At 70.1% G+C, this 23,868-nt stretch carries 21 protein-coding genes and 6 pseudogenes; 12 read left to right on the top strand and 15 right to left on the bottom strand.

What is annotated here, in order from left to right; genetic code table 11:
* Positions 1-15 precede the first annotated feature (15 nt).
* Genes EAO76_RS38990 through EAO76_RS38980 form a run of 3 tightly spaced genes read left to right on the top strand, consistent with a single transcriptional unit; the run spans position 16 to position 4,297 of the window.
* Positions 16-1,797, top strand: coding sequence for an amidohydrolase family protein (locus tag EAO76_RS38990; protein WP_187438971.1), 1,782 nt, complete (start codon positions 16-18; stop codon positions 1,795-1,797).
* A 2-nt stretch (positions 1,798-1,799) separates the two neighbouring features.
* Entirely contained in the window at positions 1,800-3,161 is a 1,362-nt protein-coding gene (locus EAO76_RS38985) for an ArgE/DapE family deacylase (protein WP_148840988.1), read from the top strand.
* Positions 3,158-4,297, top strand: coding sequence for a nitrilase-related carbon-nitrogen hydrolase (locus EAO76_RS38980; protein WP_148840987.1), 1,140 nt, complete (start codon positions 3,158-3,160; stop codon positions 4,295-4,297). Before EAO76_RS38985 ends, EAO76_RS38980 begins: the two co-directional genes overlap by 4 nt.
* Here EAO76_RS38980 and EAO76_RS38975 read toward each other — a convergent pair.
* Complete coding sequence (locus tag EAO76_RS38975; RefSeq protein WP_187438970.1) at positions 4,261-4,872, bottom strand: TetR family transcriptional regulator; 612 nt, start codon at positions 4,870-4,872, stop codon at positions 4,261-4,263. The genes EAO76_RS38980 and EAO76_RS38975 overlap by 37 nt on opposite strands.
* Before the next feature lie 549 nt (positions 4,873-5,421).
* Between EAO76_RS38975 and EAO76_RS38970 the strand changes: the two are divergent.
* A pseudogene (locus tag EAO76_RS38970) lies at positions 5,422-5,700 on the top strand (DJ-1/PfpI family protein); the annotation flags it as partial.
* A gap of 702 nt (positions 5,701-6,402) precedes the next feature.
* Here EAO76_RS38970 and EAO76_RS45010 read toward each other — a convergent pair.
* From EAO76_RS45010 to EAO76_RS45000, 3 genes are read right to left on the bottom strand one after another with little or no spacing between them, the layout of a single operon-like run.
* On the bottom strand, positions 6,403-6,927 hold the full coding sequence (locus EAO76_RS45010) for a DMT family transporter (RefSeq protein WP_187438969.1): 525 nt from the start codon (positions 6,925-6,927) through the stop codon (positions 6,403-6,405).
* Entirely contained in the window at positions 6,906-7,076 is a 171-nt protein-coding gene (locus EAO76_RS45005; RefSeq protein WP_187438968.1) for a hypothetical protein, read from the bottom strand. The genes EAO76_RS45010 and EAO76_RS45005 overlap by 22 nt, the downstream gene beginning before the upstream one ends.
* Before the next feature lie 6 nt (positions 7,077-7,082).
* The gene (locus EAO76_RS45000) at positions 7,083-7,283 is read right to left on the bottom strand and encodes a hypothetical protein (RefSeq protein ID WP_187438967.1); all 201 of its coding nucleotides are present in this window, start codon (positions 7,281-7,283) and stop codon (positions 7,083-7,085) included.
* Positions 7,284-7,415: 132 nt separating this feature from the next.
* Here EAO76_RS45000 and EAO76_RS38960 point away from each other — a divergent pair, with 132 nt between their 5' ends.
* A complete protein-coding gene (locus tag EAO76_RS38960) occupies positions 7,416-7,973 on the top strand; it encodes a CGNR zinc finger domain-containing protein (RefSeq protein ID WP_148840984.1) in 558 nt (185 codons plus the stop codon).
* Positions 7,974-8,126: 153 nt separating this feature from the next.
* Positions 8,127-8,839: pseudogene (locus tag EAO76_RS38955) on the top strand (IS5 family transposase); the annotation flags it as partial.
* Between the two features lie 348 nt (positions 8,840-9,187).
* Here EAO76_RS38955 and EAO76_RS38945 read toward each other — a convergent pair.
* Positions 9,188-9,847, bottom strand: a complete 660-nt coding sequence (locus tag EAO76_RS38945) for a TetR/AcrR family transcriptional regulator (protein ID WP_148840983.1) — start codon at positions 9,845-9,847, stop codon at positions 9,188-9,190.
* 72 nt (positions 9,848-9,919) lie between these two features.
* Between EAO76_RS38945 and EAO76_RS38940 the strand changes: the two genes are divergently transcribed.
* Positions 9,920-11,398 (top strand): MFS transporter, encoded by a 1,479-nt coding sequence (locus EAO76_RS38940; protein ID WP_148840982.1) that lies wholly within the window; start codon positions 9,920-9,922, stop codon positions 11,396-11,398.
* A gap of 114 nt (positions 11,399-11,512) precedes the next feature.
* On the top strand, positions 11,513-12,097 hold the full coding sequence (locus tag EAO76_RS38935; protein WP_148840981.1) for an NAD(P)H-dependent oxidoreductase: 585 nt from the start codon (positions 11,513-11,515) through the stop codon (positions 12,095-12,097).
* Between the two features lie 174 nt (positions 12,098-12,271).
* Here EAO76_RS38935 and EAO76_RS47835 read toward each other — a convergent pair.
* The 3 genes and pseudogenes from EAO76_RS47835 to EAO76_RS44995 all read right to left on the bottom strand — a co-directional run.
* A pseudogene (locus EAO76_RS47835) lies at positions 12,272-12,388 on the bottom strand (IS5/IS1182 family transposase); the annotation flags it as partial.
* A 622-nt stretch (positions 12,389-13,010) separates the two neighbouring features.
* Positions 13,011-14,459: an amidase gene (locus tag EAO76_RS38930; RefSeq protein ID WP_148840980.1), complete on the bottom strand. Its 1,449-nt coding sequence runs from the start codon at positions 14,457-14,459 to the stop codon at positions 13,011-13,013.
* Between the two features lie 352 nt (positions 14,460-14,811).
* Positions 14,812-15,375: a TetR family transcriptional regulator gene (locus tag EAO76_RS44995; RefSeq protein WP_222872238.1), complete on the bottom strand. Its 564-nt coding sequence runs from the start codon at positions 15,373-15,375 to the stop codon at positions 14,812-14,814.
* Positions 15,376-15,639: 264 nt separating this feature from the next.
* On the opposite strand from EAO76_RS44995, the pseudogene EAO76_RS46975 reads away from it, so the two are divergent.
* Positions 15,640-15,927, top strand: a pseudogene (locus EAO76_RS46975) (alpha/beta hydrolase fold domain-containing protein); the annotation flags it as partial.
* Positions 15,928-15,986: 59 nt separating this feature from the next.
* Positions 15,987-16,451 (top strand): annotated as a pseudogene (locus EAO76_RS47830) (AAC(3) family N-acetyltransferase); the annotation flags it as partial.
* On the opposite strand, the gene EAO76_RS46970 reads toward EAO76_RS47830, so the two are convergent.
* From EAO76_RS46970 to EAO76_RS38890, 5 genes are all read right to left on the bottom strand, one after another.
* The gene (locus EAO76_RS46970) at positions 16,424-16,693 is read right to left on the bottom strand and encodes a hypothetical protein (protein ID WP_262376147.1); all 270 of its coding nucleotides are present in this window, start codon (positions 16,691-16,693) and stop codon (positions 16,424-16,426) included. The pseudogene EAO76_RS47830 and the gene EAO76_RS46970 overlap by 28 nt on opposite strands.
* Positions 16,694-16,799: 106 nt before the next feature.
* Positions 16,800-17,621 carry an SDR family NAD(P)-dependent oxidoreductase gene (locus EAO76_RS38905; RefSeq protein WP_148840978.1) on the bottom strand — a complete coding sequence of 274 codons (822 nt, stop codon included), beginning with the start codon at positions 17,619-17,621 and terminating at the stop codon, positions 16,800-16,802.
* 56 nt (positions 17,622-17,677) lie between these two features.
* The gene (locus EAO76_RS38900) at positions 17,678-18,460 is read right to left on the bottom strand and encodes an SDR family NAD(P)-dependent oxidoreductase (protein WP_148840977.1); all 783 of its coding nucleotides are present in this window, start codon (positions 18,458-18,460) and stop codon (positions 17,678-17,680) included.
* Positions 18,417-19,181, bottom strand: coding sequence for a GntR family transcriptional regulator (locus tag EAO76_RS38895; RefSeq protein WP_148840976.1), 765 nt, complete (start codon positions 19,179-19,181; stop codon positions 18,417-18,419). The genes EAO76_RS38900 and EAO76_RS38895 overlap by 44 nt, the downstream gene beginning before the upstream one ends.
* Positions 19,182-19,214: 33 nt before the next feature.
* On the bottom strand, positions 19,215-19,769 hold the full coding sequence (locus tag EAO76_RS38890) for a VOC family protein (protein WP_148840975.1): 555 nt from the start codon (positions 19,767-19,769) through the stop codon (positions 19,215-19,217).
* 138 nt (positions 19,770-19,907) lie between these two features.
* Here EAO76_RS38890 and EAO76_RS38885 point away from each other — a divergent pair, with 138 nt between their 5' ends.
* Positions 19,908-22,106 (top strand): thiamine pyrophosphate-dependent enzyme, encoded by a 2,199-nt coding sequence (locus EAO76_RS38885; RefSeq protein WP_148840974.1) that lies wholly within the window; start codon positions 19,908-19,910, stop codon positions 22,104-22,106.
* Positions 22,107-22,143: 37 nt separating this feature from the next.
* Positions 22,144-22,644 (top strand): annotated as a pseudogene (locus tag EAO76_RS38880) (biotin/lipoyl-containing protein); the annotation flags it as partial.
* A 68-nt stretch (positions 22,645-22,712) separates the two neighbouring features.
* Here EAO76_RS38880 and EAO76_RS38875 read toward each other — a convergent pair.
* Together EAO76_RS38875 and EAO76_RS38870 are read right to left on the bottom strand one after the other, a co-directional pair.
* The gene (locus EAO76_RS38875; protein ID WP_148841090.1) at positions 22,713-23,279 is read right to left on the bottom strand and encodes a transposase; all 567 of its coding nucleotides are present in this window, start codon (positions 23,277-23,279) and stop codon (positions 22,713-22,715) included.
* Positions 23,195-23,767, bottom strand: a complete 573-nt coding sequence (locus EAO76_RS38870; RefSeq protein ID WP_148841089.1) for a winged helix-turn-helix domain-containing protein — start codon at positions 23,765-23,767, stop codon at positions 23,195-23,197. Before EAO76_RS38870 ends, EAO76_RS38875 begins: the two co-directional genes overlap by 85 nt.
* Positions 23,768-23,868: the final 101 nt, after the last annotated feature.

Raw genomic sequence — 23,868 nt, 5'->3', positions numbered from 1 at the left:
GGAATGCCCGAGGCAATGACTGGTAGCAAGGCCGAGCCGGCCACAAGGCCAACGACCAGGACGATCATCACCGGCGGACGCGTACACACCCTGAACCCGGCCGTCCCCGAAGCCGAGGCCGTCGTGCTGGAGCACGGCCGGGTACTCGCTGCGGGGCCGGACGACGACATGCTCGGCTTCGCGGGTCCGGCCGCGCACCGGATCGACGCGGAGGGCGCCTGGGTGGTGCCCGGCCTGATCGACACTCACCCCCACGTGCTGCACTTCGGGGGGCTCGCGGGCGGCCTGGTCGACCTGACCGACGCCGTCGACCACGCCGACATCGTCGAGCGGATCCGGGCCAGGGCTGCCACCACGCCGGCCGGCGGCTGGATCATGTGCACCCCGGTCGGCGAGCCGCACTACTTCATCCGCCGTTCCGAACGGGATCTCGCGGAGCGACGACTGCCCGACCGCCACACGCTGGACCGGGCCACCGCCGACCACCCGGTGCTGATCCAGGCGTGGGCGCCCAAGATGCCCGCCGTGGTGGCGTTCAACAGCGCCGGACTGCGCGCCGTGGGGCTGGTCGGCTTCCTGCCGGACCGGGTCTGCGACGTCGAGATCGACAAGGACGAGCACGGCGACCCGACCGGTATCCTGCGCGGCCCGGTCACCAACTACTACACGTACGACCCGTTCTGGGGCCAGATCCTGATGAAGCTGCCCGGTTCGGACCCCGCCGACGCGGTTCAGGGCACGATCGACGAGATGGCCCGCTTCACGGCCAAGGGCGTGACCGCGCTCTACGAGGCGCACGCAATGGAGCCCGAGCACATCGACGTCTACCGTCGACTGCGGTCCGCAGACGCGCTCACGGCCCGGGTACTGGCGACCTGGGACATGGAATCGGCCATCTTCTATCCGTTCGATCCGCTGAGCCTCGATGCGTTCACCGAGCGTCTGCACCGCCTCGGCGCCCACTGCGTCGACCTCGACGACGACCTGCTGCGGTTCAACGGCCTCACCCTCAGCCCCGGCGGCCCGTGCTTCTCCGGCCACTTCGCGACCCACGAGCCGTACACGAACCCCTTCGGCCGGCCGGCGCACGGTACCCGCTTCATCACCCTCGACAAGGAGGAGGCGTTCGTCCGCTACTGCGCCGAGCACGGAATCCGCGCGAACGTGTGTCTGGGGGCCTACCGCGAGCACGACGAGTTCCTGGAGATCGCCGAACGCGTAGTGCGCGAGCACGACTTCCGGGACCGGCGCTGGATCCTTCAGCACGCCATGACCATCACCCCGGCCCAGGTGCGGCGCTACCGTGCTCTCGGCTTCCAGGTCACCACGTCGGTCGGCTTCGCGTGGGGCAAGGGCACGATGTACGGCGAGCGGATCGGTACCCACGTGTGGCGTGACCTGACGCCACTCAGGCGGCTGCTGGACGCCGGCCTCGACCTCGCCGGGGGTACCGACTGGGGGCCGAAGAACCCCTGGGAACAGATCAAGCTCGCCCAGACGCATGAGTTCGCGGGCAGCGACCACCGCAACGACGGGCCGGACCAAGTACTCACCCGCACCGAGGCGTTCGCGATGTGGACCACCGGCGCGGCCGAGGTGCTCGGCTGGTCGGACATCGGCGCGCTGGTCCCCGGCCACCACGCCGACATCGCGATCGTCGACCGCGATCCGCTGCGCTGCGACCTGGACGATCTCGCGGGCACGACGGTGCTGCGCACGCTGCTCGGTGGGCGAACCGTGTACGACACCGGTGATCTGCGGACCGTCGGCGACGAGCCGACGTCGATGGGGGCGTGACCATGGACGAGAGCCTGAACCACGACAGGGGCGTGCCCGGGGTCCCGGAAACGAGCACGCGCCAACGGGTGCTCACCCGGCTCGACCTGCTGCGCGGCGAGATGCTGGACACCCTCACCGCCGCGGTCCGGATCCCCAGCATCACCCCGACCTACCCCGGTGAGGTCTACGCCGACCTGGTCGGCGCCGAGGGGGAGGTCTCGCGCCTGCTGGCCGGGGTCTACGCCGAAGCAGGCGCCGAGACCGACGTCTTCGCCGTTGAACCCGGCCGCGACAACGCGGTGGGTGTGATCCACGGTACCGGGGGCGGGCGTTCGCTGATCTTCAACGGACACGTCGATGTGGTCCCGCCCGGGGACACGTCCGGCTGGCGCTCGGGCGACCCGTTCGACGGTGTCGTCGAGGACGGCTGGATCCGCGGTCGCGGCACCGTCGACATGAAGAGCGGCCTGGTCGCGCAGGCGTTCGCGGCCCGCGCGCTGCATGAGGCCGGGGTGCGCCTGCGCGGTGACCTGATCCTCCAGGCGGTCGTCGGCGAGGAGAACCTGGAGAACCACCTCGGCACCTCCGCGGTGCTCGACCGCGGCTACACCGCAGACGGGGCCATCGTCTCCGAACCAACCGGCGGGGCTTGGCCGTTGTCCGTCATGGCCGCGACCCCCGGCCTGCTGGTGATGCGGATCGAGGTGACGGGCAAGAGCTCCCACTCGTCGATGCGGGGGCGGATGTTGTGCCGACCCGGCACGACCGAAGCGGTCGCGGCCAGCGCGATCGACCGCGGTTTCGTGATCTACCAGGCGCTGCGCCGGCTGGAGAGCGACTGGGCGGTGACCAAGTTCGATCCGCTCTTCGAACCGGGACACTTCACCCTCGCGCCCGGCGTCGTGGACGGCGGCGCGCGCCACTCGCGCAGTGGGGCGTTCATCCCCGACTCGATGAGCATGGTGTACGCGGTGTTCCACCCGCCGGGGGAGGACCAGGCGGTCGTGCGCAAGGAGATCGAGGACCACATCGCGCACGTCGCCGCCACCGACCCCTGGCTGCGCGCGCATCCGCCGGTGGTGGAATGGCCGTTGCGGTATCCGGGTTCGCGGGTCGACGCGACTCATCCGCTCTGCGCCGCGGTCACCGATGCCCGTGAACTCGCCGCCGTCGACACGCCATTGGCGGGCCGCCCGCCGGTGGCGGCGTTTCCCTCCGCGGCCGACTCCACGTGGCTGTGTGCCGCCGGGGTCCCCGCGGTCGGCCTCGGGCCGGGCGAACTCGCGATGGCGCACGCGTACGACGAGCGCTGCGCGGTGGACGAGATCGTCTGCGCCGCGCGCGCATACGCGTTGGCCGCGATGGACTGGTGCGGATCATGAGCGAGCCGGTCGCGCCGTACCTGACCGTCGGTCTGTCGACGGTGGTCCGCAGCATCACCTCGCGCGCCCAGATCGCGCACAACCTCGACATCATCGAGGAGGCCGTGCATGCCGCGGTGTCCGTCGTCGGCATCAACATGCCGGTCAAGCTGATCGCGCTGGCCGAGGGCGCGTTGACCGGATTCGCGGACGAGATTCTCGACATCCCGCACGTCACCGCGGCCCGAGACCTGTTCATCGACATCCCCGGTCCGGAGACCGAGCGACTGGCCGCGCTGGCCCGGCACTACGACACCTACATCGTCGCGCAGTGCAAGGCGCGCTGGCCGGAGATCCTGCCCGACCGGTTCTTCAACACGCTGTTCGTCATCTCCCCGGCGGGCGAGATCGTGCACCGCGCGGCAAAGAACCACATATGGTGCCGCGAACGCTCCTGCACGCCGCACGACGTGTACGACCGGTGGGTGGAACTCTTCGGCGACGGAATCGATGCGTTCTACCCGGTGCTGCGCACCGACGACATCGGCAACCTCGGCACGATCTGCTGTAGTGACGGCGAATACCCGGAAGCAGTAAGGGCGTTGGCCCTCCAGGGCGCCGAGGTGGTGTACCGCCCCAGCGAGGCGGTGCCAATGACCCAGGCCGGCCCCGACCCCGGAGGCACCTGGCTACTGCAAAACCGGGCGCACGCCCACTTCAACGGTCTGTACATGGTCTGTCCGAACGCCGGACCGGTCTATCCGACGCCCGACTCCCGCCACCCGTACGACATCGCGGGCGGCAATGCGCACGTCGTCGACTTCCACGGGGCGGTGCTCGGGCACACCGCCTCCGGGTACAACTCCTTCGTGTCCGGGATCATCGACATCGAGGCGTTGCGGCAGTTCCGGACGATGAATCTCAACAGCAACTGGCTCAAGGACCTGCGCACCGAGGTGTTCCGGCGTATGTACGACGAACCGATCCATCCGGCCAACCTGTGGCTGACGGACGAACCGGTCCGGCACGCCGAGGCGGACGAGATATACCGCGCAAACATCCGGCGGCTGGTGGAGCGGGGCGCGTACACGCCACCGGCGCACGCGTTTCCCGGCGCCCGCTACATCGCGCCGCCGGATCCCGGTCCGGCCAGGTAGCGCTCGATCGCCGGGCGCAGCCGGGTGTGCTCGAAGTCGGGCTCTGGAGCGGCCAGTTGCTCCAGGATGAGCCCGTTGAGCAGGGTCAGCAGGTGCGCGGCGTCGCCTTCGGGGTCGTCGGCCCCCGCGGCGGCCAGCTCGACCGCGAACGCCCGGCGCTGCGCGTCGCCCCACGCGTCGAGGGCGGGGCGCAGGTGAGGGCGCCGGGCGACCTCCAGGAACAGTTCGTAGCGGGCGATGCACGCGTCCCGGTCGTCGTCGACGGCGCCGGCCAGGTAGTGCGCCAGGCGGGCGGCGTGGGCGTGCGGCGGGGCATCGGGCGTGGGGGACAGGCGGTTCTGTACCTCGACGATCTGACGCGCGGCCAGCCGGCGCAGGGCCTCGTCGAGGAGCCGGTCGCGGGTGCCGAAGTAGTACCGGGCCGACCCATGGGTGGTGCCCGCCTCCTCGGCGACTGCCCGGTGCGTCACGGCGCGGGCGCCCTCGCGGGCGAGCAGGCGCACGGTGGCATCGAGCAGGGCTTCGCGACGGGCGGCGCCGCGGGTCGGGCGCGGCTCACGGACGGGGTTGGGCATGGCCTCACTGTACGCGGGGCGACCGGCGGGGGCCGCGACGGGAAGGAGACCACGAGACGGCCGCTCACCGCCACCCCCTGCTCGCCCACCGCAGCCCCCGACCTTCCGGGCCTCGCCCGGCCCGCGCCGGTCCGCACAAGGCACGCGGCGGCGGAGCCCCGGTGAGCGACCCATGGGGCTTCCGCGCTGGGAGCTGCGTACCCGGGTCCGTGGTTTCACTGAACTTCGGCTCGATGGGCACCCGTGCAGAGCCCATCCGCACCACAGCCCGTCGGCGGATCATACGGTGAACGTCCAACGGGCCGAATGCTTGTCTGGCACCAGCCCCCGAAAGACCGACTGGTTCCTGTGCGCGGCGAGCGGAATGCGACGCGGGAACCGCCGTGGTGCCGGACCGGGCTGTCGACTTCGGAGGCGGCGCCATTTCGATCATGGGCGGACACGCATGGCCGATGACGTGGTGTGGACCGAGGAGCAGTGCGACACGGTGCATTCAACCCGGGCGCGGGTCGATCCGGACCATCCGACCGAGGGGCTCGACCGGGGGCCGTGCTGACTGGCGGCGCCTTCACTCTGGCCGAGGCGGGGGTCCTGGACGGGCGCCGGGCCACCGCGCACTGGCAGTGGGCGGATGCCTTCCGGGTCCGCTTCCCGTCCGTACGCCTCGAACCGGATGTGCTGTTCGTGGACGACGGCGACATCCTCACCGCCGCCGGGAGTGCGGCCGCGCTCGATCTCGGGCTGCACGTGGTGCGCCGCGACCACGGTGCGGAGATCGCCAACTCCGTGAGCCGTCGGCTGGTCTTCGCGGTGCACCGGGACGGCGGCGTTTCCCTCATGGTCTACGTCGTATGCCTCCCCTCGGCTCCGTAACCCCGCTGGGGCGAAAATCAAGGGGTCCTTGCGGCACCGCTGATCATGCGGCTGTTGTGAGGAGCTCAGCGAGCCGCTGGGGCCGGGGTTTCCCAGTCCAGCGTTTTGGGTCGGGACGCGGGTCCGGGCCGCCTTGAGGGGGCTCCGGTTTCCGCCTGCTGCCGCAGTCGGCGGGCACGGCGCGCCGTAGGGAGGACGGCGGGGACACCGTGCCTCGCGCTCGGAGCGGAAGGCGTGGAACGGGCCTTCGGGCGCCAGGTTCCGCGGGCACGGGGCCATGTCCCGGCCCTTGAGATTCAGGCCGGGCGAGGGCCGGCGCATCCCCGTTCCCGGCTGGCCGTACTCGGTGGTCGGCGCGCCGGGCATCGGGCCGCAGTTCCTCGTACTTCACCGACGGCGGGCGGTCAGAGCTTTGACCATTTCGCCGTTGATCAGAACGACGAGGCAACCGCAGCCCCCCATGCAGTACTCGACCTCGCCCTCGGACGTGCGGTGGCGGGATCGCAGCGTCCACCACCGCGCTGCCCCCTCGGTCGACTCATGGCAGATGGGGCAGCGGTCCTGCAACGGCGCGACGATGGCCGAGGGTAGGGGTCTCATGCCACCAACATGCTGTCATGACCTAGCACAGTTCAACCATTACATCGAGCAGAAGGTTCAGCCGGCAGGCGTGCCGGGCCGGGACTTCGGTGCGGCACGTCGTCCAGTCCGCCGCACCGACCAGGCACCGGCCAGGACGACCAGCACGATCGCCGTCAACTGATGCTTGGTCAACTGCTCGTGCAGCAGGAGGAATCCCACAGCCGCCGCCACAGCTGGACTCAGCGCGAGAGGCACCCCGAAAGCACGGGCATCGATACGCCGCAGCACCGCCATGTCCAGCGCGTACGGGATCAGCGAGGACAGAAAGGTCACGAGGAGACCGGTGAGGAGAACCGCCGGGTGGGCCGCCACTGGGACACCGCCGGTGACAGCGGAGACCGGGGGCAGGACACAGGCACCGCAGGCCAGTGCCGGTGACAGGCCTGCCCAGTCGGGAAACAGCTGTCCGACCCGCCGGCTCAGAGCCACATGCCCGGCCCGGCACAGCGCGGCGACACCTCCCAGCACCAGCCCGGTGGCGGGCAGCGAGGCACCGGGCCCCGTCAGCAGCAGCACCCCTACCGGCGCCGGCAATGCCACGCGAGATGCTCCAGCCGGCGGGACAACGCGATCGACAAGGCGAGCGGGCCGAGCAGCTCCACGGTCGAGGCCACGCCGATCGGCAGGCGGCTGATGGCCTGGAAGTACGCCATATTCATGGCCGCGAGGACCAAACCGAGCGGGATCACCGCACGTCACTGCACCGCCGTGACCTTGCGCAGTGACGGCCGGACCAGCAGCAGAAGGATCGCGGCGGAGAAGAACAGCCGCATACCGGCCGGAGCCGAGGGGCCGGCGGACGCGTATGCCTCCTTGGCGAGGGCCGACCCCGCCTGAAGAGTGGCGATCTGGACCAGCATCAACACCGGCGCCGTCGCGGATCCCTGCTGCGGCAAGCGGACAGCCTGCACCATCGTGCCTCCGTGCTCTCGTCGCATCCGGTGTCGTTCGGCAGGCCACGCCAGCCATGCGGCGTTTCATTCGGCCGCCCCGGTACGTTCCGGGCCACACGGTGATGTAATTGCCTTATGCAGTTCAACCATTACGGCGGTGAAGCCGCCCGACTTGCCGCCGACCTGGTCAACCTGACCGAGACACCCCATTCCGCGGACTTGGAACAGCTCCTGGCCGTACACGGCGTGGTGAACCGCACGCTCACCACCACACAGACCGAGACCATCTGGACATGGAGTCGGCGCCTGGCCGTATGCTTCGGGCCGCAGCACCTCGACGAGCGGTGCGACGCAGTCAACGCGCTCCTCGCCGACGCTTCGAGCAGCCCCCGTATTTCTCTGCACGATGGACGGCCCCACCTGCATTACAGCGCCACCGGCGCCGACCCGGCCGCGCACATCCGCGCCATCACCGCGGCCGGACTCGCCTACGTCATCTGCTCCGCCGACGCCGAGCGGCTGGGACGCTGCGCACGACGCGACTGCGCTCTGGCTTTTGTCGACACCTCCCGCAACGGCAGACGCACCTACTGCTCAGTGCGCTGCGCCAACAACGACGCCGTGGCCCGCCACCGCGAACGACGCCACGCGAGCGCGACATCGGCGACCGGACCGACCACACCACGCGCATAGAGAAGTGCGGTCGGTGGCGCAGGCATGGCGAGCGGCAGAGAGGACGGAGTCGACGGAACGGCAGCCCGTCGAGGGGCTGATCGGTCAACTGATCATTTCAGAGTGAGATCGGTGTGCTGGCTTGGCAGTTGGGTGTTGTGTCGGCAGGATCTGCCGGGGGATGACCGTGCTGCTCCGCGGGGCATTGTCTACGTGCTGCGCAAGGGTGTGAGCTGGGTGGATGTGCCTGCGGAGAGGGTCGGCCGCAGCGGGGTGACCGCTTGGCGGCGGTTGAGGGACTGGACCGAGGCCGGTGTCCGGCCTCGTCTGCACGAGGTCCTTCTGGCGGAGTTGCGGGCGGCCGGTCTGCTGGACATGGATGACGCGGCAGTGGACGGCTCGCATGTCAGGGCTCCCAAAGGGGGGCTCACACCGGACCTTCGCCGGTCGACCGGGCCCGTCCCGGCAGCAAGAACCACCTGATCGTCGACCGGCAGGGCGCCCCGCTCGCTGCCACTCTGACCGGCGGAAACCGCCACGACGTCACCCGGTTCATGCCGCTGCTGGACGCCATTCCGCACATCCGCGGCCTGCGAGGCCGACCCCGCCGCCGGTCCCGGTGGCTGTTCGCCGACCGCGGCTACGACTTCGACAAGTACCGCCGCCTCGTCCGGGACCGTGGGATCACACCGAAGATCGCCCGTCGCGGCAGGCCGTACGACTCCGGCCCGGGCAAGACCTGCTGGGTCGTCGAGCGGACCTTCGCCCGGCCGCACCGGTTCAAACGCCTACGGACCCGCTACGAGAAACGCGCCGACCGCCATCTCGGTCTGCTCCAACACGCTTGCAACGGCGGCTGCTTGAGACGACTCCGAACCTCATTCTGAAATGATCGGTTACTCGCCGTCCGCCCCAAGGGCGCACCCGGGGCCGACGGGGCCGGTGGGGCCGCATGACGGCCGGTGGACGGCATTCCGTACGCCTGTTGGTGGCCGGGCCGATCGCCACGCGGCCCGGTGCCGCACCAGGCTGTGCCACCGCCTGCGTTCCCACCCGCGGGCAGAGGCAAATGTCGCAGCATGGGCGAGCGCGCATTCATCACCTTGATCGAGGGGCGCACCAGTTGGTCAAGGCGCCGATCGTGCTGTGCGGGAAGGACCGAACACCCATATCTCCCACGCCATGCGTGAGCTGATCGGCCAGCGCGAGTAGCTGACGGTGTTCCTGCTGCCCGCCTACTCGCCCGCCTCGACGCCGGAGGGATCGTGCTCGTCACGCCACCGCCTGGTGGCGATGCCCACCATGACCACCGATACGACGTCTTCGGCAAGTTCTGGCGTGATGGGCAGGTGCCCGAAGAGCACACGGTAGTACGTGGTCGACGCCAGCATGTCCAGCAGAAGATCGATGTCCGCATCGGGTCGGATGTCACCCCGGTCGATGCCGCGACGCAGTGCTTCGGCAGTGGTGGCGCGGCGCGGATGGAAGAAGGTGTCCTTGAACTCCTTTTCCAGTCGGGGGTCGTTGGTGAGGTCCGCAACGAGCGCCGGCAGTGCTCTTCGGCCCACGGTGCTGGTGAACGCCTCGCTGAGGGTGCCGATACCGGCAATGAGGTCGCAGTGCGTGCAGCCGGTGTCGGGGGTCGGCGTAGTGCCGATGATCCGGGCCAGAGCCGACACGACCAGGTGCTGGCGGGAGCGCCAGCGGCGACGCAGCGCGGGTTTGCTCGTACCGGCGCGGGCGGCCACCGCCTCCAGCGTGAGGCTGCCGTAACCGACCTCGTTGAGGATCTCCATCACCGCTTCGGGCACGGCCTCGTCGATTCGGGCATCCCGCGGCCTGCCGGAGGCTTTGCGGGCCCCGGCTCTGCCTCCGTCACTCCTGGTGTTGACCATGCGGCAAGTATAGGTAGCATTCAATTGCGTTCCGATGCGGAACGGAACGAAATACTTCCAGGAGCCCAAGCCATGTCCCACACCTCCGCCGACGCGACGGACAGCGACCCCGCACACGCCCCTGAAGAAGCCGCACCCTCTTCCCCCGCAGAGGACGGAGCCGGTGAGGAGAGCGTCTTCTCGGTCGCATACCGCGCGCTCACCCTCGGCGTCCTGCTGTCGGTCGGCATGGTCGCGTTCGAGTCCCTCGGGGTGGCGACCGTGCTGCCCGGCATCGCGGAGGACCTCGACGGCCTGGGCGCTTACGGGTGGGGCCTGTCGGCACTGATGCTCGCCAACATCATCGGCACCGTGCTCGCCGGGCGTGCCGCCGACCGCCGGGGCCCTTGGCGCCCGATGGCCCTGGGCATGCTCGTCTTCGCGGCGGGCTGCGCGGTGGCCGGGGCCGCACCCTCGTGGCCACTGTTCCTCGTCGGCCGCTTCGGACAGGGCCTGGGCGTAGGAGCCATCATGTCCATGGCCTACACCATGATCGGACTTGCCTACCCCGAGCGCCTGCGAGCCCGGATGTATGCCCTGCTGTCCTCGGCCTGGACGATCCCTTCCCTCGTCGGCCCCGCTATCACAGGTGTCCTCGCCGACCTCATCACGTGGCGCTCGGTCTTCCTGCTCATGCTGCCGATCGCCGCGGTGGCCGCGCTGCTCACCCTGCCCGGCCTGCGCCACCTGCACCGCGCAGAAACAGCCGTCACCGCCACGGCCCCGGCCACTCCGTGGTGGAAGCGTCCGCTGGCCGCCGCGATCCTGCTCACCGTGGGCACCGGCGTACTGCTCCAGGCGCTGCTGCTGAAGAACCTCGTCCTGCTGATCGTGCTGGCCGTGGCCGGTGCCGCCGTTGCTGTGCCCGCGCTGCGCAGGGTCACCCCGGAAGGCACCCTCGGCGCCCGGGCCGGCCTCGGTGCGGGTGTCGTCGTCCGTGGCCTGCTGTGCGGTGTCTATTTCGGCAGCGAAGCCTTCCTGCCCCTCGGGCTGCAGCAGCTGCGGGGCATGGGCACCACACTGGCCGGTCTGGGCCTGTCCGCCGGAGCCATCACCTGGGTCATCGGCTCAGGCCTGCAGGCCAAGCGGGACAACGGGAAGAACGGCAGCCGCACAGCCTCCACCGTGCTGGGCTTCGCCGTCCTGCTGGCGGGCGTCGCGCTGATCGCGCCGGCGATCCTGACCAGCGCACTCCCCTCCTGGATCGCCCTGGTCGGATGGGCCGTCGGCGGCCTCGGCATGGGTATCGGCTTCAACGCCTCCACCACCGACACCCTGGAGCAGGCCCCGCCGGAGCAGCAGGGTGAAGTCAGCGGCGCACTGCAACTCGCCCAGACCCTGGCGACCGGCGTGATCGCCGGGATCGGCGGCGCGGCCATCGCGTTCGCCCAGAACCACGGCGGCTCCACCCGCACCGCACTGCTGGGCGTCTTCGTCCTCACCGGTCTGCTCTCCATCGCGGGCATGCTGATCGCCCGCCGACTGCGCCCCGAAGCGGCACGGCAGGGTTAGGGCCTTTCGTGGCGCCCCGTCGGACCGCGCCGCCGCGCGCCTGTCGGGGGCGCTGCCGTACATGCGCCAGAGCCCTGGGCCCTGTCGTCGAACTCCCGTTGAAAAGAGACGACCGTGGACGAAGTACGTATGCTCGGCCTGTTCGCCGGCGCAACCACCGACCCCTTCGGGGAGCTTCTGCTGCGCGCACTCGCTGTGCCCGGGCCCAGCGGTATACGCATCGACCTGTGCCAGGTTCCCGAGGACCTGCCCGCGCACGCCGACCGCGGCACCTCTTCCCTCCCGCCACAGGTGCAGAAGCTGCGGGCGCTGGTGGCGGACACGCACGCGCTGCTGATAGCTCTGCCCGAAGCCGGCGGGCCACTGCCCTGGCCTTGGTCCACAGCCCTGAACTGGCTCGGTCGGCCCTCCCCGGGCTCTCCGCTGCCGGCCCTGCCGACCGCCGTACTGACCACGGAGGCCGGCGTCACGCCCCTGCCCTGTTCGTTCACCTCCGTCGAAGAACTGCTCACCAGCGCGCGCTGCAACCTCGTCGGCCCGCGCACCGTCGTTCCCCGCGCAGCCAGGGCACTGCGCCCGCAGCCCGACGGGCGCGTACTGGTCACCGACCCCGGAGTCATGCTGCGGCTGCTGACACACATCCACCGAACCGCAGCGGCAGCCCGCTCCGCCACCAGGGACTCCGGACCACAACAGTGAGCCCGCTCGCGGACCATCGCCCGCCGAGACCGGCACGGCAGGCAAAGGAACGTGAGCTCGCCAGAAAGAGCGGCAGGACATGAACGACCACGTCCGGGCAGGAGGCGATGTCGTCGAGCTGATTCGTGCCCCTGCCCCTGGTGGGGGCGGTGGCGGTAGTGCACGAGCCACTCGCCGAGCAGTTCCTGCAGCTGGGGGACGGTGCAGCTCGCTCCAGGCGGTCAGGGCGGGTTCCACCAAGGCCCAGCGGGCGTCGGACAAGTCGCTCGGATACGGTCGATGTTCCGTCATGACGACTGCGTACCGCTGGCTTTCCGGCTTGCCCATCATCGGACCCGGCTACGACGACCCCGAGTACGACAACCGGGCTCCCTGGCACGACCAGGACACCCCGCTCCGGCAGTGGCCGTACGAAAGCTCACCGCAGCAGGTTTCAGCCACCCCACGAGCCGACCGCCTGCAAGGCCCCCGCCAACCGGTACAACGGCCTCGACGACCTGGAAACGGCCGGCATCGCCGGGGCCACCGACACGAGTGTCGACGATGTCCGTGCCACCCCACAAAGCCGACCCCGCACCACACCCATACGACAACGTCGGCCTTCAGGACCACAACGAGGTCTTGAAGGCCGACGTCACGCGCGGGACCGAATTGACCAACAGCGTTCCGAAGGTGGTGCGGGCCCCGGCACGAGGGGCAGCAGCCAAGATTGTCCCGTCACGGACCGCAGGCTGCCTGCACCTTCCCTGTCGACGGGCCTGGCGGGTCGCCCCCGCGACCCGCGACGGGGTTGACCACGGCCGACCGGCCTGCCCGCAGGCACCTTCGGCCAGGGAAGTACTCCGCACACGACGAGAACGCGGCGGCCAGGTCGCCCGCCGCCACGCCGCAGGACGGCGCCCGGTGACGGCTCTCAGAATCCCGGGGGACGGCGGAACCCGCCGATCACCTCCGCGAGGCGCCGCACGAACTGGACCGCGGTGCGGTCGTGCAGGTAGGGCGCGATCACCTGGATGCCGACCGGGAGCCCGTCCCGGGTCGCCCCGACAGGTGCCACCGCCGCGGGAAGGTGGTTGACGGACGAGGGCGCCATCCACGTGAGCATCTCGTGATACGGCCGGTCGGTGCCGTCGACCCGCAGGGTCCGGACCGACCAGCCGGGGTCGGGCCGGTGGTCGTGAGGGAAGGCAGCCGTGGGGCTCACAGGGCAGATGAGCACATCGACGTCGCGGAAGAACTCGGCCCAGCGGCGGCGGGAGTGCTGACGACGCCCGTCGAGGTCGTGCCAGTCACGGAAGCGGAGCGTCAGGGCCGACGCGAACCCACCGACGGCCCCTTCCGCCGTGGCGAGTTCCACGAGCCCGGCGTACGACTCGTCCGGCTCGACCAGCCCGCTCTGTGCCATCAGCAACGGCTGGTAGAGGGCCATCGTCTCTTCGAGCCCGACCGGTCCCTTGCCCTCGACCACGACGGCGCCCTCGGCCCGCACCGCTTCCGGCGTGGCCTGCATGATCGCGGCCAACTCGCTGTCGAGGGCGCAGAACGGGTCGTCGAGCCATGCCGCGACCCGGAAGTCCCGCAGGGCGCTCGCCCGGGCGGCGGGCAGCTCCAGCCACCATGCCGGGGCGCGGTCGTGGTCCGCTCCCGCGAGGATGTCGAGGCCCGGGTCGAGGTCGTCGGCGTGCCTGCCGAGCGGGCCGAGTACCGCCATGTCGAAATCCGCCAGCGCCCCAGGAGCATGTCCCGAGACGCTCCCGTACCTCGGCACGATTCCGAACGACGGGCGCAGCCCGTAGACGCCGCAGAAGTGGGCAGGCACCCGGATCGAGCCCGCCGTGTCGCCGCCGAGCTCCAGGCCGGTCAGCCCCGCGGCGACTGCCGCGGCGGACCCGCCGGACGAACCGCCGGGTCCGCGGGTCGGGTCCCACGGATTGTTCGTGGTCCCGTAGACCTCGTTGTAGGTCTGCCAGTCCCGTGCGTCGGGCGGCATGTTGGACTTGCCGAAGACGACCGCTCCCGCGTTCTTGAGCCGCGCGACCGACTCGGCGTCGCTCGTCGAGACGTGGTGTCCCCAGCGGGCCGAACCCCCGGTGGCCCGCATGCCCGCAACTTCGAGACTGTCCTTGATCGTCACGGGGACACCGTGCAGGCGGCCGAGCGGCTCGCCACGGGAGACCGCGCGGTCGGCCGCCAGCGCCGCGGCTCTCGCACCCTCCTCGTCCCGGGCGACGATGGCGTTCACCTTCGGATCGAGCCGCTCCACCCGGGCGAGGAAGTGGTCGAGCAACTCGATGCTCGACACCTCCTTCGCCGCGACTGCGACAGCGAGCTGACCTGCGGAGCGAAATGCTGGATCGGTCATGCAATCTCCAGGAAAGGCCGGACCCGCGGCGATCACATTGCTGTGGCCGATGCAAAATCCCAGTTCAGGGCGGGTCCAAGCCGACCTTGGCGGACGTGGGGGATCATGGCGGGGTGCGGCCTTCCTCACGTTCGACAGTGGCTTTGTCCGCCATTTGAGCAGTGGCTGGAGGCCGACGGGCTCGGGAATTTTCACGAGAAACGGGAGGTACTTCCCACCGGCCCCAGCTGGTTTCGCAGCGCATCGGCGCTCACGCCTTGGCCGGGCACAGAGCTCGGCCTGGTCAAGGATGACGTGTTCGAGCCAGCCCTTCCCGGAGGTGCTACAGGAATGACGAAGGCTGACAGCACCGTTATGCGGCCAAGCGGGACCGGGCCCCTTGGTACCGCCCGTCGCACAGCCTGCGCGCCCGGGGCGAACACGGGCAGGGTCCTGGGGCGGCCCGGTCCTTGATCTCGGCGAGCACGGTGTCGAGCGTCCGGCCGAACTCTGTCAGGGATCCGAAGCCGGCCATGAGAGGGCTGAGCGCGGCCATCGCCGGGTACGCGGTGGCGTCGAACGCGGGCACAGCGCCGGCCCCTTCGCTGGTGCGCGCCAGCAGGTGGCCGTTGAGGAAGCTGAACAGCGCCCCGGGCGCGTCCGCGACCGTCTGATCGGGCAGGCCGGCCTCACGCATCGTGGTGACCAGTCCCTTCAGGGCGGAGAGGCCACCGGCGAAGCCTGGGCGCGTCACCAGCAACGGGAACCCCGGGGTGCCGGTAGGCCATCTCGCGGTAGCCGTGCGCCGTCTGGCGGGCGACTTCCTCCCAGCGGGGGGGGTGCCATCGTCCGAGGTGGCCGCCACCTCGGCGAACACTGCCTCGGGCATCGCGTCCAGCAGTGCGGCCCTGCCCTTGATGTGGTGGTAGATCGGCATCGGGGCGACCCCGAGCTCTTGTGCGAGTCGCCGTGCCCCGAAGGGCTCCGAGCCGTCGCGGTCGACCAGTGTTACGGCGGCGGTGATGCGCGCACGGTCGGGTCCTGCTGCAGTGCCCTGAGTGCGTCTGGACACGTCCACTCCCTCCCTTGCAAACCTGCATCGTGGGAATTCCGTACGAGAGCAGACCCTGCGGCGCAGGTTTCAGGCCGGTGGTCCTCACACCTGACCAGGGGGAGACATGGGTGGGGTCACCGACACGGAGCGGCCGCCCGAACCGACCTCCCGCTCGTGGTCCGTGCTCATGGAGGCGGCTTCGTGGGCGCGGTGATGCAGTGCGACTGGACCAACAGCCGCCTCGCAGCGGTGCTGCCCGCGCTCGTCGTCTCGGTCGAGCATCGTCTCCCACCCCGGACAGCCCGCTCGCGAACGCCGCCGAAGACGCCTGGGACGTGCTGCAGCACGTGGCGCGGTGGGGTGGTCGATCCGGCGTGCGGGGCCGTCTTCGGCGAGAGCTGCGACGCCCTGATCAGTGCGAGGTGCGCGCCGAGGCCGCCAGACGGAGATCCTCACGTTCCTCCGCACGGAGCCGGCCAGGTGACGGAGAAGCGATGCACCCCACCATCCTGAAGACGGAGATCCCAAGCATGCGAATGACCGAGCCGCGAACCGGCGGGCTGACCAGCACCGACCTGATGGAGGGATGGCGCAGGGCCGGGGCCCGGGAAGGCATGTCCGTGATCGCGCACCCGTCTCTGTCCTGCATCGGCCGCGTCGACGGCGGAGCCGCCACCATGATCGGCAGTCCGCGTACTGGACTCGGTCCGGCCGGAACGCTCGTTCCCGCTCTCGCCTGGCAGGTCACCGATCCCGACCCCGATCGCGACGGTGACCCCGGTGCCGCGGTGATCGAACGGCGCGCGGCCGTACCCACCTTTCATCCCGACCTGCCATCCACCGGCACGGGCGCCGTCCCCGAACTCCTGCGTTCCTTGCCCGAGAGCGTGCGCAGCGCGCGTCCGCAGGCGTCCGTCGCCGCCGTCGGAGTTCAGGCAGCCGACATCGTTCGCCGTCGGGCGCTCGGATTCGCGGTCGGCCGCACATCGCCGTTCAACCGTCTGAACGACCTCGGGGCCACATCTTCCTCGTGGAGGTCGGACACGTCCGCGTCGAGCGAGTCGTCGCGCAGCGCTTCGAGCCGCAGCTTGTCGAGCGCGTCGGAGGCGTTGGAGGCGTTGGGGACGAGTTCGCGCAGGAACACGTCCTTGTTCGAGTAGATCGAGTGGATCATCTTCTGCAGAAGCCGGCGGGCTTCCACCTGAAACTCGAACGTCTCAGTGGGTGTAATCCGTGATTCCTTCTCAGGTCCGTGGTCCGGGAATTGGCCTGAGAACTGTAGATCAGTCGGCCCGGCCGGCGTGGCACTACCGGACTTCCGGCCGGTCCGGCATCACCGCGTATCCGTCGGCGGTCCAGCCGCCGTCGCTGACCATCACCTGGCCGGTGATGTTCGCGGACACCCCGGAGGACAGGAAGAGGGCGAGATGCGCGATGTCCTCGGGGCTGCCCAGACGTCCGCGCGGGGTCCGGCGGCGCAGCGCCTGTGTGTCGAGCCGCCCGGCGTCCGAGAGCCGGGTCAGCAGGTCGGTCTCGACGTAGCCGGGCGCGAGCGCGTTGACCCGGATGCCGAAGGGGGCCCACTCGACGGCCAGGACCTTGGTGAGGGCGGCGACGGCGGCCTTGGTCGCGCAGTATGCCGCGCGTTCCGGTCCGGCGGTCACCCCGTACATCGACGACGTGGTGAGGACGACGCCCCCGTCGCCCTCGCGCATGATGCGGGCGGCGGCGCGTGCGCAGACGAAGACTCCGGTGAGGTTGACATCCAGCGCCGTGTTCCAGCGGTCCAGTTCGAGATCGAGCGAGGGTGCATTGGCGGACACACCGGCGTTGGCGACCATCACGGACAGGTCTCCCGTCCGGGCGGTGAACGCGGCGAGCGCCGCCGTCACGGCGTCCTGGTCGCTGACCGGTGCGGTGGCGGTCTCGATCACCTGGCCGGGGCTGCTCCTGGCCGCCAACGCGGGCCGTGTCCGGTCCAGTTCCTCGCCGTCGACGTCGAGCAGCAGCACATGGCAGCCGGCCCGTACGTACGCGTCGGCCATCGCCAGGCCCAGGCCGCGCGCGGCGCCGGTGACGCATACGGACCTACCGATCAGGTCGGGGTAGATCGCCGCTTCGGTCGTCATGTTCCTTGCCGTTCCCACTCGTTCTTCCGCTGTCCCACCGGTGTTCTCGGTCCTGCTCAGATCATGTGCATGCCGCCGTTCACATGGATGACCTCGCCCTGCACGAAGCTCGCCGCGGGCGAGCACAGGAAGGTGACGACGGAGGCCACTTCCTCCGGCCTGCCCAGGCGGCCGAGGGGGGTGCCGGCGAGAGCGGTGTCGCCGCGGGCGGCGACGTAGTCGCGGGTCATGGAGGTCTCGATGATGCCGGGCGAGACCATGTTGATCCGTGCCCTGGAACCGAGTTCCCAGGCGAGACTGCGGGAGAAGGCGAGCAGTGCGCCCTTGGTCGCCGCGTAGTGCGCGTGCCGGATGCTGCCGCGGTGACCGGCCATGGAGGTCAGATTGACGATGCTGCCGCCCTCGTTGAGGTGGGGCAGGACGGCGCGGGTGAGGTAGAAGACGCCGTTGAGGTTGACCGAGATGACGGTGTTCCACTGCTCGTCGGTCATGTCGGCGACGGCCTGCTCCGGATAGATCCCGGCCGCCGGTACGAGAAAGTCGACCGAGCCGTACGTCTCGACCGCGGCGGCGACGAACGCGTTGTTGCTCTCCGGCGAGGCCGCGTCCAGGGTGCGGGTGATCACGGTCGTGCCCGTGGGGTCGAGCGTCGCGGCGAACTCCTCCAGCACCCCGGCGTTCAGGTCGCCGAGCACCAGGTTGGCGCCGGCGGTGTGGAACTGGCGGGCCACCTCGCGGGCGATGCCGCCGCCCGCGCCGGACAGGAGGAGGGTCCGGCCCTCGAAGGGGAGGGCGTCAGTCCGCTCGGTCTGCTGCGTCTGCGATGCGGTCGTTGTCATGGTCGTCCTCCGTGAACAGTTCGGGATGCTGGGCCAGTTCCAGCCGGGTGCGGCGGATGTGGCCGGTGAGAAAGCGTTCGGCATCGACGGCGTCGGCCCGCTTGATCGCATCGATGATCAGGCGGTGTTCGGCGTGGATCAGTTCCCAGCCGCTGTCGCCCGCGAGCCGGGCGAAGGCGCGGCGGTAGTGCTGTGTGGTGTTCCAGAACCGGTCGACCATGGTGGTGATCTGGGCGACACGGCATCCGGCATAGGTGAGCAGATGCAGACGGCGGTCGAGGGCCAGGAAGCGGTCCACGTCGGTGGTGAGCTCGATCTGCCGGGCGGTCGTCTCCAGTTCGGCGACCTGCTCGGCGGTCAGGTTCGGAATGCTCTCGCCGAGGGCGAGCGGTTCCAGGCGTTCGCGGATCTTGTAGACGCCCTCGCACTCCGCCATGTCCATTCTGGAGACCCAGGCGCCGCTGTTGGACTTCACGACGGTCAGCCCCTCGGCCGCCAGTATCCGCAGGGCCTCGCGTACGGGCAGCCGGCTGGCGCCGAGCCGGGCGGCGACCTGCTCCTGCATGATCCGTGCGCCGGGGCGCAGTTCACCGCTCAGGATGGCGGCACGCAGATGATCCGCGACGCGCTGGCTGGCGACTGCGGTGCCGGACCCGGACGCGCCGGGCCCGGACTTGCTGGATCCGGACGGTTCGGATCCGGCGGTCGGCTTGCGTGACATGACTCTCCCTGATGCGGTGTCGCGGCAGCGTGTTCAGACGGAAGGTTGCCACAGCCGTACCGGCGAGTCGGCTTCGTACCGCTTGCCTTCCGGATACGAGACCAGCTCCAGCTGCATCCCCCAGGGCGTGAGGAAGTAGACCCAGCGCTGCCCCGTGCTCGGGCCCGAGCTGTCCGTGGGCTCGCCCAGGATCCGTACGCCGTGCCGCCGCAGGTGCGCCACGGCGGCATCGAGGTCGGTGACGTAGAAGGCGAGGTGGTGACCGCCGATGTCGCTGTTGCGCGGCGGCCTCGTCTCCTGCCCGGGGGCCTCGTACTCGAAGATCTCGAAGTTCGGACCTCCGGCGCAGCGGAAGAAGCGCAGTTCGCGCATCACGGCACGCGGGTGGACACCGAGATGGTCGCTCATCCAGGTGCCGTCGGAGCGGAACGGACCGAGCGAGTAGGCGTGTTCGCAGCCGATCACCTCGACGAAGAAGCGGGTCGCCTCTTCGAGGTCGGGAACGGTGAAGCCGATGTGTTCGACACCGGCCAGTCCCGGAAGCCCCTGCTTCCAGTCACCCGTCGAATGGATCCATTTCTCTTCCATGTCCATCACCTTGCGCCGTCACAGGTGCCTTAGTCAATGGACTCTTCGGATACCTGAATGTAACGTTCCGGTGACGAGGTATTGGCTATGGATCCATTCGCTGCGACAGTGCTCACCGAATCACACAGGAGAGTGCTCATGCCCACACACCGGAAACTGGCCCCCGCGTCACCCTGGACCGAGGTGACGGCAACCAAGAAGGACTGGCACGGCGCGGACCCGCGGCTGCTGACCTCGATGTTCACCCAGACCTTGCTGATCAGGACCTTCGAGGAGTACGTCCTCGACCTGGCGGGCCAGGGGCTGGTCCATGGGCCGGCGCACTCCAGCATCGGTCAGGAGGGCGGCGCCGTCGGCTCCGTACTGCCGCTGACCGGTGCCGACTTCGTCGGCGGCTCGCACCGGGGACACCACCAGTTCCTGGCCAAGGCACTGGGATACGTCGCGCCCGGCGGCATCGATCTGCGCCGACCCGTCGACGACGGGGTGCGCACCGTCCTGCAGCGCAGTCTGGCCGAGATCTGCGGGCTGGCCAGGGGCTTCTGCCGGGGCCGGGGCGGATCCATGCATCTGCAGTGGCGCGAGGCCGGGGCCATGGGCACCAACGCGATCGTCGGCGGCGGCGTGCCGCAGGCCGCCGGGTTCGCCTGGTCGGCGCGGCAGGCCGGCACCGATGCCGTCTCGGTGACCTACTTCGGGGACGGCGCGGTCAACATCGGCTCCGTGCTGGAGACGATGAACCTCGCCGCCGCCTGGAAGCTTCCGGTCTGCTTCTTCATCGAGAACAACAAGTACGCCGTCTCCACCCACGTGGACGAGGCGACGGCCGAGCCCCGGCTCTCGGCGCGCGGTCTGGGCTTCAACATCCCCAGCTGGCGTGTGGACGGCATGGACCCGCTCGCCGTGTACATGGCCATGAACGAGGCCGTGGACCACATGCGGGCCGGTGGCGGGCCGACCATCGTCGAGGCCGAGGTCTACCGCTTCTTCCACCAGAACGGACCGTTCCCCGGCAGCGCGTTCGGCTACCGCACCAAGGACGAGGAGAAGGAGTGGCGGGCCCGCGACCCGCTGGCCCTCGTCTCGCGGCAGCTCGTCGAGAACGGCGTGCTGAGCGCCGACGAGATCGAGGAGAGCACCGCGCGGGCCAAGGCGGTCATGGCCGCCATCGGCGACGAACTGCTGGAGCCCGACCCCGACGGCAAGCCGGGCACCCGCCGTATCAGGCCCTCCGAGTGGCCCGACCCGTCCTTCCGTGACGTCGGCGTACGGGGCGACCTCAGCGAGTTCGAAGGCGTGCGCCTCGCCGACACCGGCAGCGGGCCGGACGCCTTCCGGGGGCGTCTGGAGCAGCGGAAGTTCATCGACGTCGTGGCCGAGGTGATGAGCCGGCGCATGGCCGAGGACGCGTCGGTCGTCGTCATGGGCGAGGACGTGCACCGGCTCAAGGGCGGCACCAACGGCGCCACCAAGGGCCTGGCCGAGGCCCACCCGGACCGTGTCCTGGGCACCCCGATCAGCGAGAACGCCTTCGCCGGTCTCGCCGGCGGCATCGCGCTCGACGGCCGGTACAAGCCGGTGGTGGAGTTCATGTACGCCGACTTCATGTGGGTCGCGGCCGACCAGATCTTCAACCAGATCGGCAAGGCCCGGCACATGTTCGGCGGCGATGGGCAGGGCACAGGCGTCCCGCTCGTCCTGCGCAGCAAGGTCGCCATGGGCACCGGCTACGGTTCCCAGCACTCCATGGACCCGGCGGGAATCCTCGCCACGGCCCCGGGCTGGCGGATCGTCGCCCCGTCCACGCCCTTCGACTACGTCGGCCTGATGAACTCCGCGCTGACCTGCAAGGACCCGGTCGTCGTACTGGAACACACCGACCTGTACAACTCGGTCGGTCCGGGCCCGGTGGACGACTTCGACTACTGCCTGCCCGTGGGCAGAGCGGCCGTGCGCCGCACCGGATCGCGGATCACCGTCGTGACGTACCTCGCGATGACCAACTACGTCCTGGAGGCCGTCGAGCAGCTGGGCCTGGACGCCGAGGTCATCGATCTGCGTTGGCTGGACCGCGCCAGTCTCGACTGGGAAACCCTCGGCGAGAGCATCCGCAAGACCAACAACGTGCTCATCGCCGAGCAGGGCCCCGTCGGCACCTCCTACGGCGGCTGGCTGTCCGACGAGATCCAGCGCCGCTACTTCGACTGGCTCGACCAGCCGGTGGAGCGCGTCCAGGCCGGCGAGTCCTCGCCCAGTATCAGCAAGGTGCTGGAGCGGGCGGCCATCGCACGGACCGAAGAGGTCGTGGCCGCGCTCCAGCGGGTCACCGGGAACTGACCCTCCCCGTACGAGAGAACACCCAGGAGGGTTGATCATGGCAGAACTGTTCCGAATGCCCGCCGTGGCCGCCGACGCGGCGACGGCCGTGCTGTCCGCCTGGCAGGTGGCGGAGGGGGCGTCGTTCACCAAGGACGACGCGCTGGTCTCCATCGAGACCGACAAGGCCGAGGTGGACGTCGCCGCCGAGCAGGACGGCGTCCTGCTCAAGACGCTGTACGAGGCCGGTGTCGAGATCGAGGTGGGCGACCCGATCGCCGTGCTCGGTGCCGTCGGAGAGCAGGCCGGTGACCTCGACGCACTGCTGGCGGAGCTCGGCGTCGGCACGCCCGCCGCCGCCCCGCAGGCAGTGCGCCGGGACGTACCGGAGGAGTCGGACGCTCAGCGCCCGGCCTCCCCGGCCCCCGCCGCTGCGGCGTCCGGTGAGCCGGATCGCGGCGGGCGCGTCTTCAGCAGTCCGCTGGCCCGCAGGCTGGCCCGGGAGGCGGGCCTCGACATCGAGGCCCTCACCGGCACCGGACCCGGCGGACGCATCGTCAGGCGCGACGTCGACGCGGCGGCCGCGGCCCGGCCCGTACCGGCGACGGAACTACTGACTTCGGCTCGTCAGGGTGAGGTCGGGGTGTCGAGGGTCAGGCCGGTGCCGGCTATGAAGCCGTCGAGGGTGTCGGGGCGGTACTGCAGGCGCTTGAGCCGGTTGCGGACGAGGGCCTCGAGTCGGTCGAGGGCCATGACGGCGAGGTTGGCCAGGCTTCGTTTGACGTGCGCCCAGACCCACTCGACGGGGTTGAGGTCGGGCGAGTAGGCGGGAAGCAGGAACACCGTCAGCCATGCACGCTCGGCGATCAACTCGCGCATGGCGTGGGAGACGTGGGTGTTCAGGCGGTCCCAGACCAGCAAGATCGGCGCCTTGACGAGCTGGTGCACGCCGTCGACCAGAGCGATGAAGTCGCGCTCGCCCATGCTGCGGCGCTGTCCCTTGCCCGCGGGGTGGGTACGCAGGCGGTGGCACAGCCGGGTACGCGAGCCCGGCCGCATGGCGATCAGTCCCGCCACGGACAGGCGTCCCGAGCGTCGGCCACTGACCGTCACGACTGGCGTGCGGCCTCGCCGGCCCCAGGTGCGTCCTCTGGGCGGACGGCGGGTGAAGCCTGCCTCGTCCTCGAAGCAGATGTAGCCCCCGCAGGCCGCCCGGGCTCTTTTACCTCCGCCCAGGTCGCCTCCTTCCACGCGGTGACGGCCTGCTCGTCCCGCTCGGCCACCCTGCGCGCGGGGACCTGCGGGCTGAAGCCGAGCCGGTGCATCAGCCTCGTGGCGCCCGAGACGCTGTACGAGACGTGGAACTTCCGGCCGATCAGCGTGGCCACCCGCGCCGCGGTCCACACCTGGTCCTCCACCCAGCCATGCGCGGCCGGACCCTGCTCCAGATACACGGCGAGCTTCTCCAGGCAGCGCGGAGACAGCCGGCACCGCGACCCACTCGGACCGCGTGACGCCAGCGCCCCGACCCCGCCCTCGCGCCACAACTGGTGCCACTGATAAGCCGACTTCAGACTCACCCGCAGACGCCGTGCCACTTCCGGCGGCTTGACCTCCTGCTCGAACAGCTCGGCCGCCTGCATCCGCACCGACTCCCGACGCACCCGTCCCGCAACGGTCAGCCCGCCCCCATCCGAATACCTCACACACCATCGAATACAGCCACCACACCAAGCCCATCAGGGACTTCGGGAAAGTTCACCCTGACGAGCCGAAGTCAGTA

It is taken from the genome of Streptomyces sp. sk2.1 (assembly GCF_008120935.1).
In the GTDB taxonomy this organism is placed as follows: Bacteria; Actinomycetota; Actinomycetes; order Streptomycetales; family Streptomycetaceae; genus Streptomyces.
The sequence above is the reverse complement of the archived record's forward strand: the minus strand, read 5'-3'. Positions and strand labels throughout refer to the sequence as shown.

Bases quoted from the DNA above. Each gene is read 5' to 3' on its own strand.
- EAO76_RS38905 (WP_148840978.1), bottom strand. From the start codon at position 17,621: ATGACGACCGAAGCGGCGATCTACCCCGACCTGATCGGTAGGTCCGTA.
- EAO76_RS38990 (WP_187438971.1), top strand. From the start codon at position 16: ATGACTGGTAGCAAGGCCGAGCCGGCCACAAGGCCAACGACCAGGACG.
- EAO76_RS38940 (WP_148840982.1), top strand. From the start codon at position 9,920: ATGTCCCACACCTCCGCCGACGCGACGGACAGCGACCCCGCACACGCC.
- EAO76_RS38960 (WP_148840984.1), top strand. From the start codon at position 7,416: ATGCAGTTCAACCATTACGGCGGTGAAGCCGCCCGACTTGCCGCCGAC.
- EAO76_RS38895 (WP_148840976.1), bottom strand. From the start codon at position 19,181: ATGTCACGCAAGCCGACCGCCGGATCCGAACCGTCCGGATCCAGCAAG.
- EAO76_RS38890 (WP_148840975.1), bottom strand. From the start codon at position 19,769: ATGGAAGAGAAATGGATCCATTCGACGGGTGACTGGAAGCAGGGGCTT.
- EAO76_RS38900 (WP_148840977.1), bottom strand. From the start codon at position 18,460: ATGACAACGACCGCATCGCAGACGCAGCAGACCGAGCGGACTGACGCC.
- EAO76_RS38945 (WP_148840983.1), bottom strand. From the start codon at position 9,847: ATGGTCAACACCAGGAGTGACGGAGGCAGAGCCGGGGCCCGCAAAGCC.
- EAO76_RS38980 (WP_148840987.1), top strand. From the start codon at position 3,158: ATGAGCGAGCCGGTCGCGCCGTACCTGACCGTCGGTCTGTCGACGGTG.
- EAO76_RS38930 (WP_148840980.1), bottom strand. From the start codon at position 14,459: ATGACCGATCCAGCATTTCGCTCCGCAGGTCAGCTCGCTGTCGCAGTC.
- EAO76_RS38975 (WP_187438970.1), bottom strand. From the start codon at position 4,872: ATGCCCAACCCCGTCCGTGAGCCGCGCCCGACCCGCGGCGCCGCCCGT.
- EAO76_RS38885 (WP_148840974.1), top strand. From the start codon at position 19,908: ATGCCCACACACCGGAAACTGGCCCCCGCGTCACCCTGGACCGAGGTG.
- EAO76_RS38985 (WP_148840988.1), top strand. From the start codon at position 1,800: ATGGACGAGAGCCTGAACCACGACAGGGGCGTGCCCGGGGTCCCGGAA.
- EAO76_RS44995 (WP_222872238.1), bottom strand. From the start codon at position 15,375: ATGCCGATCTACCACCACATCAAGGGCAGGGCCGCACTGCTGGACGCG.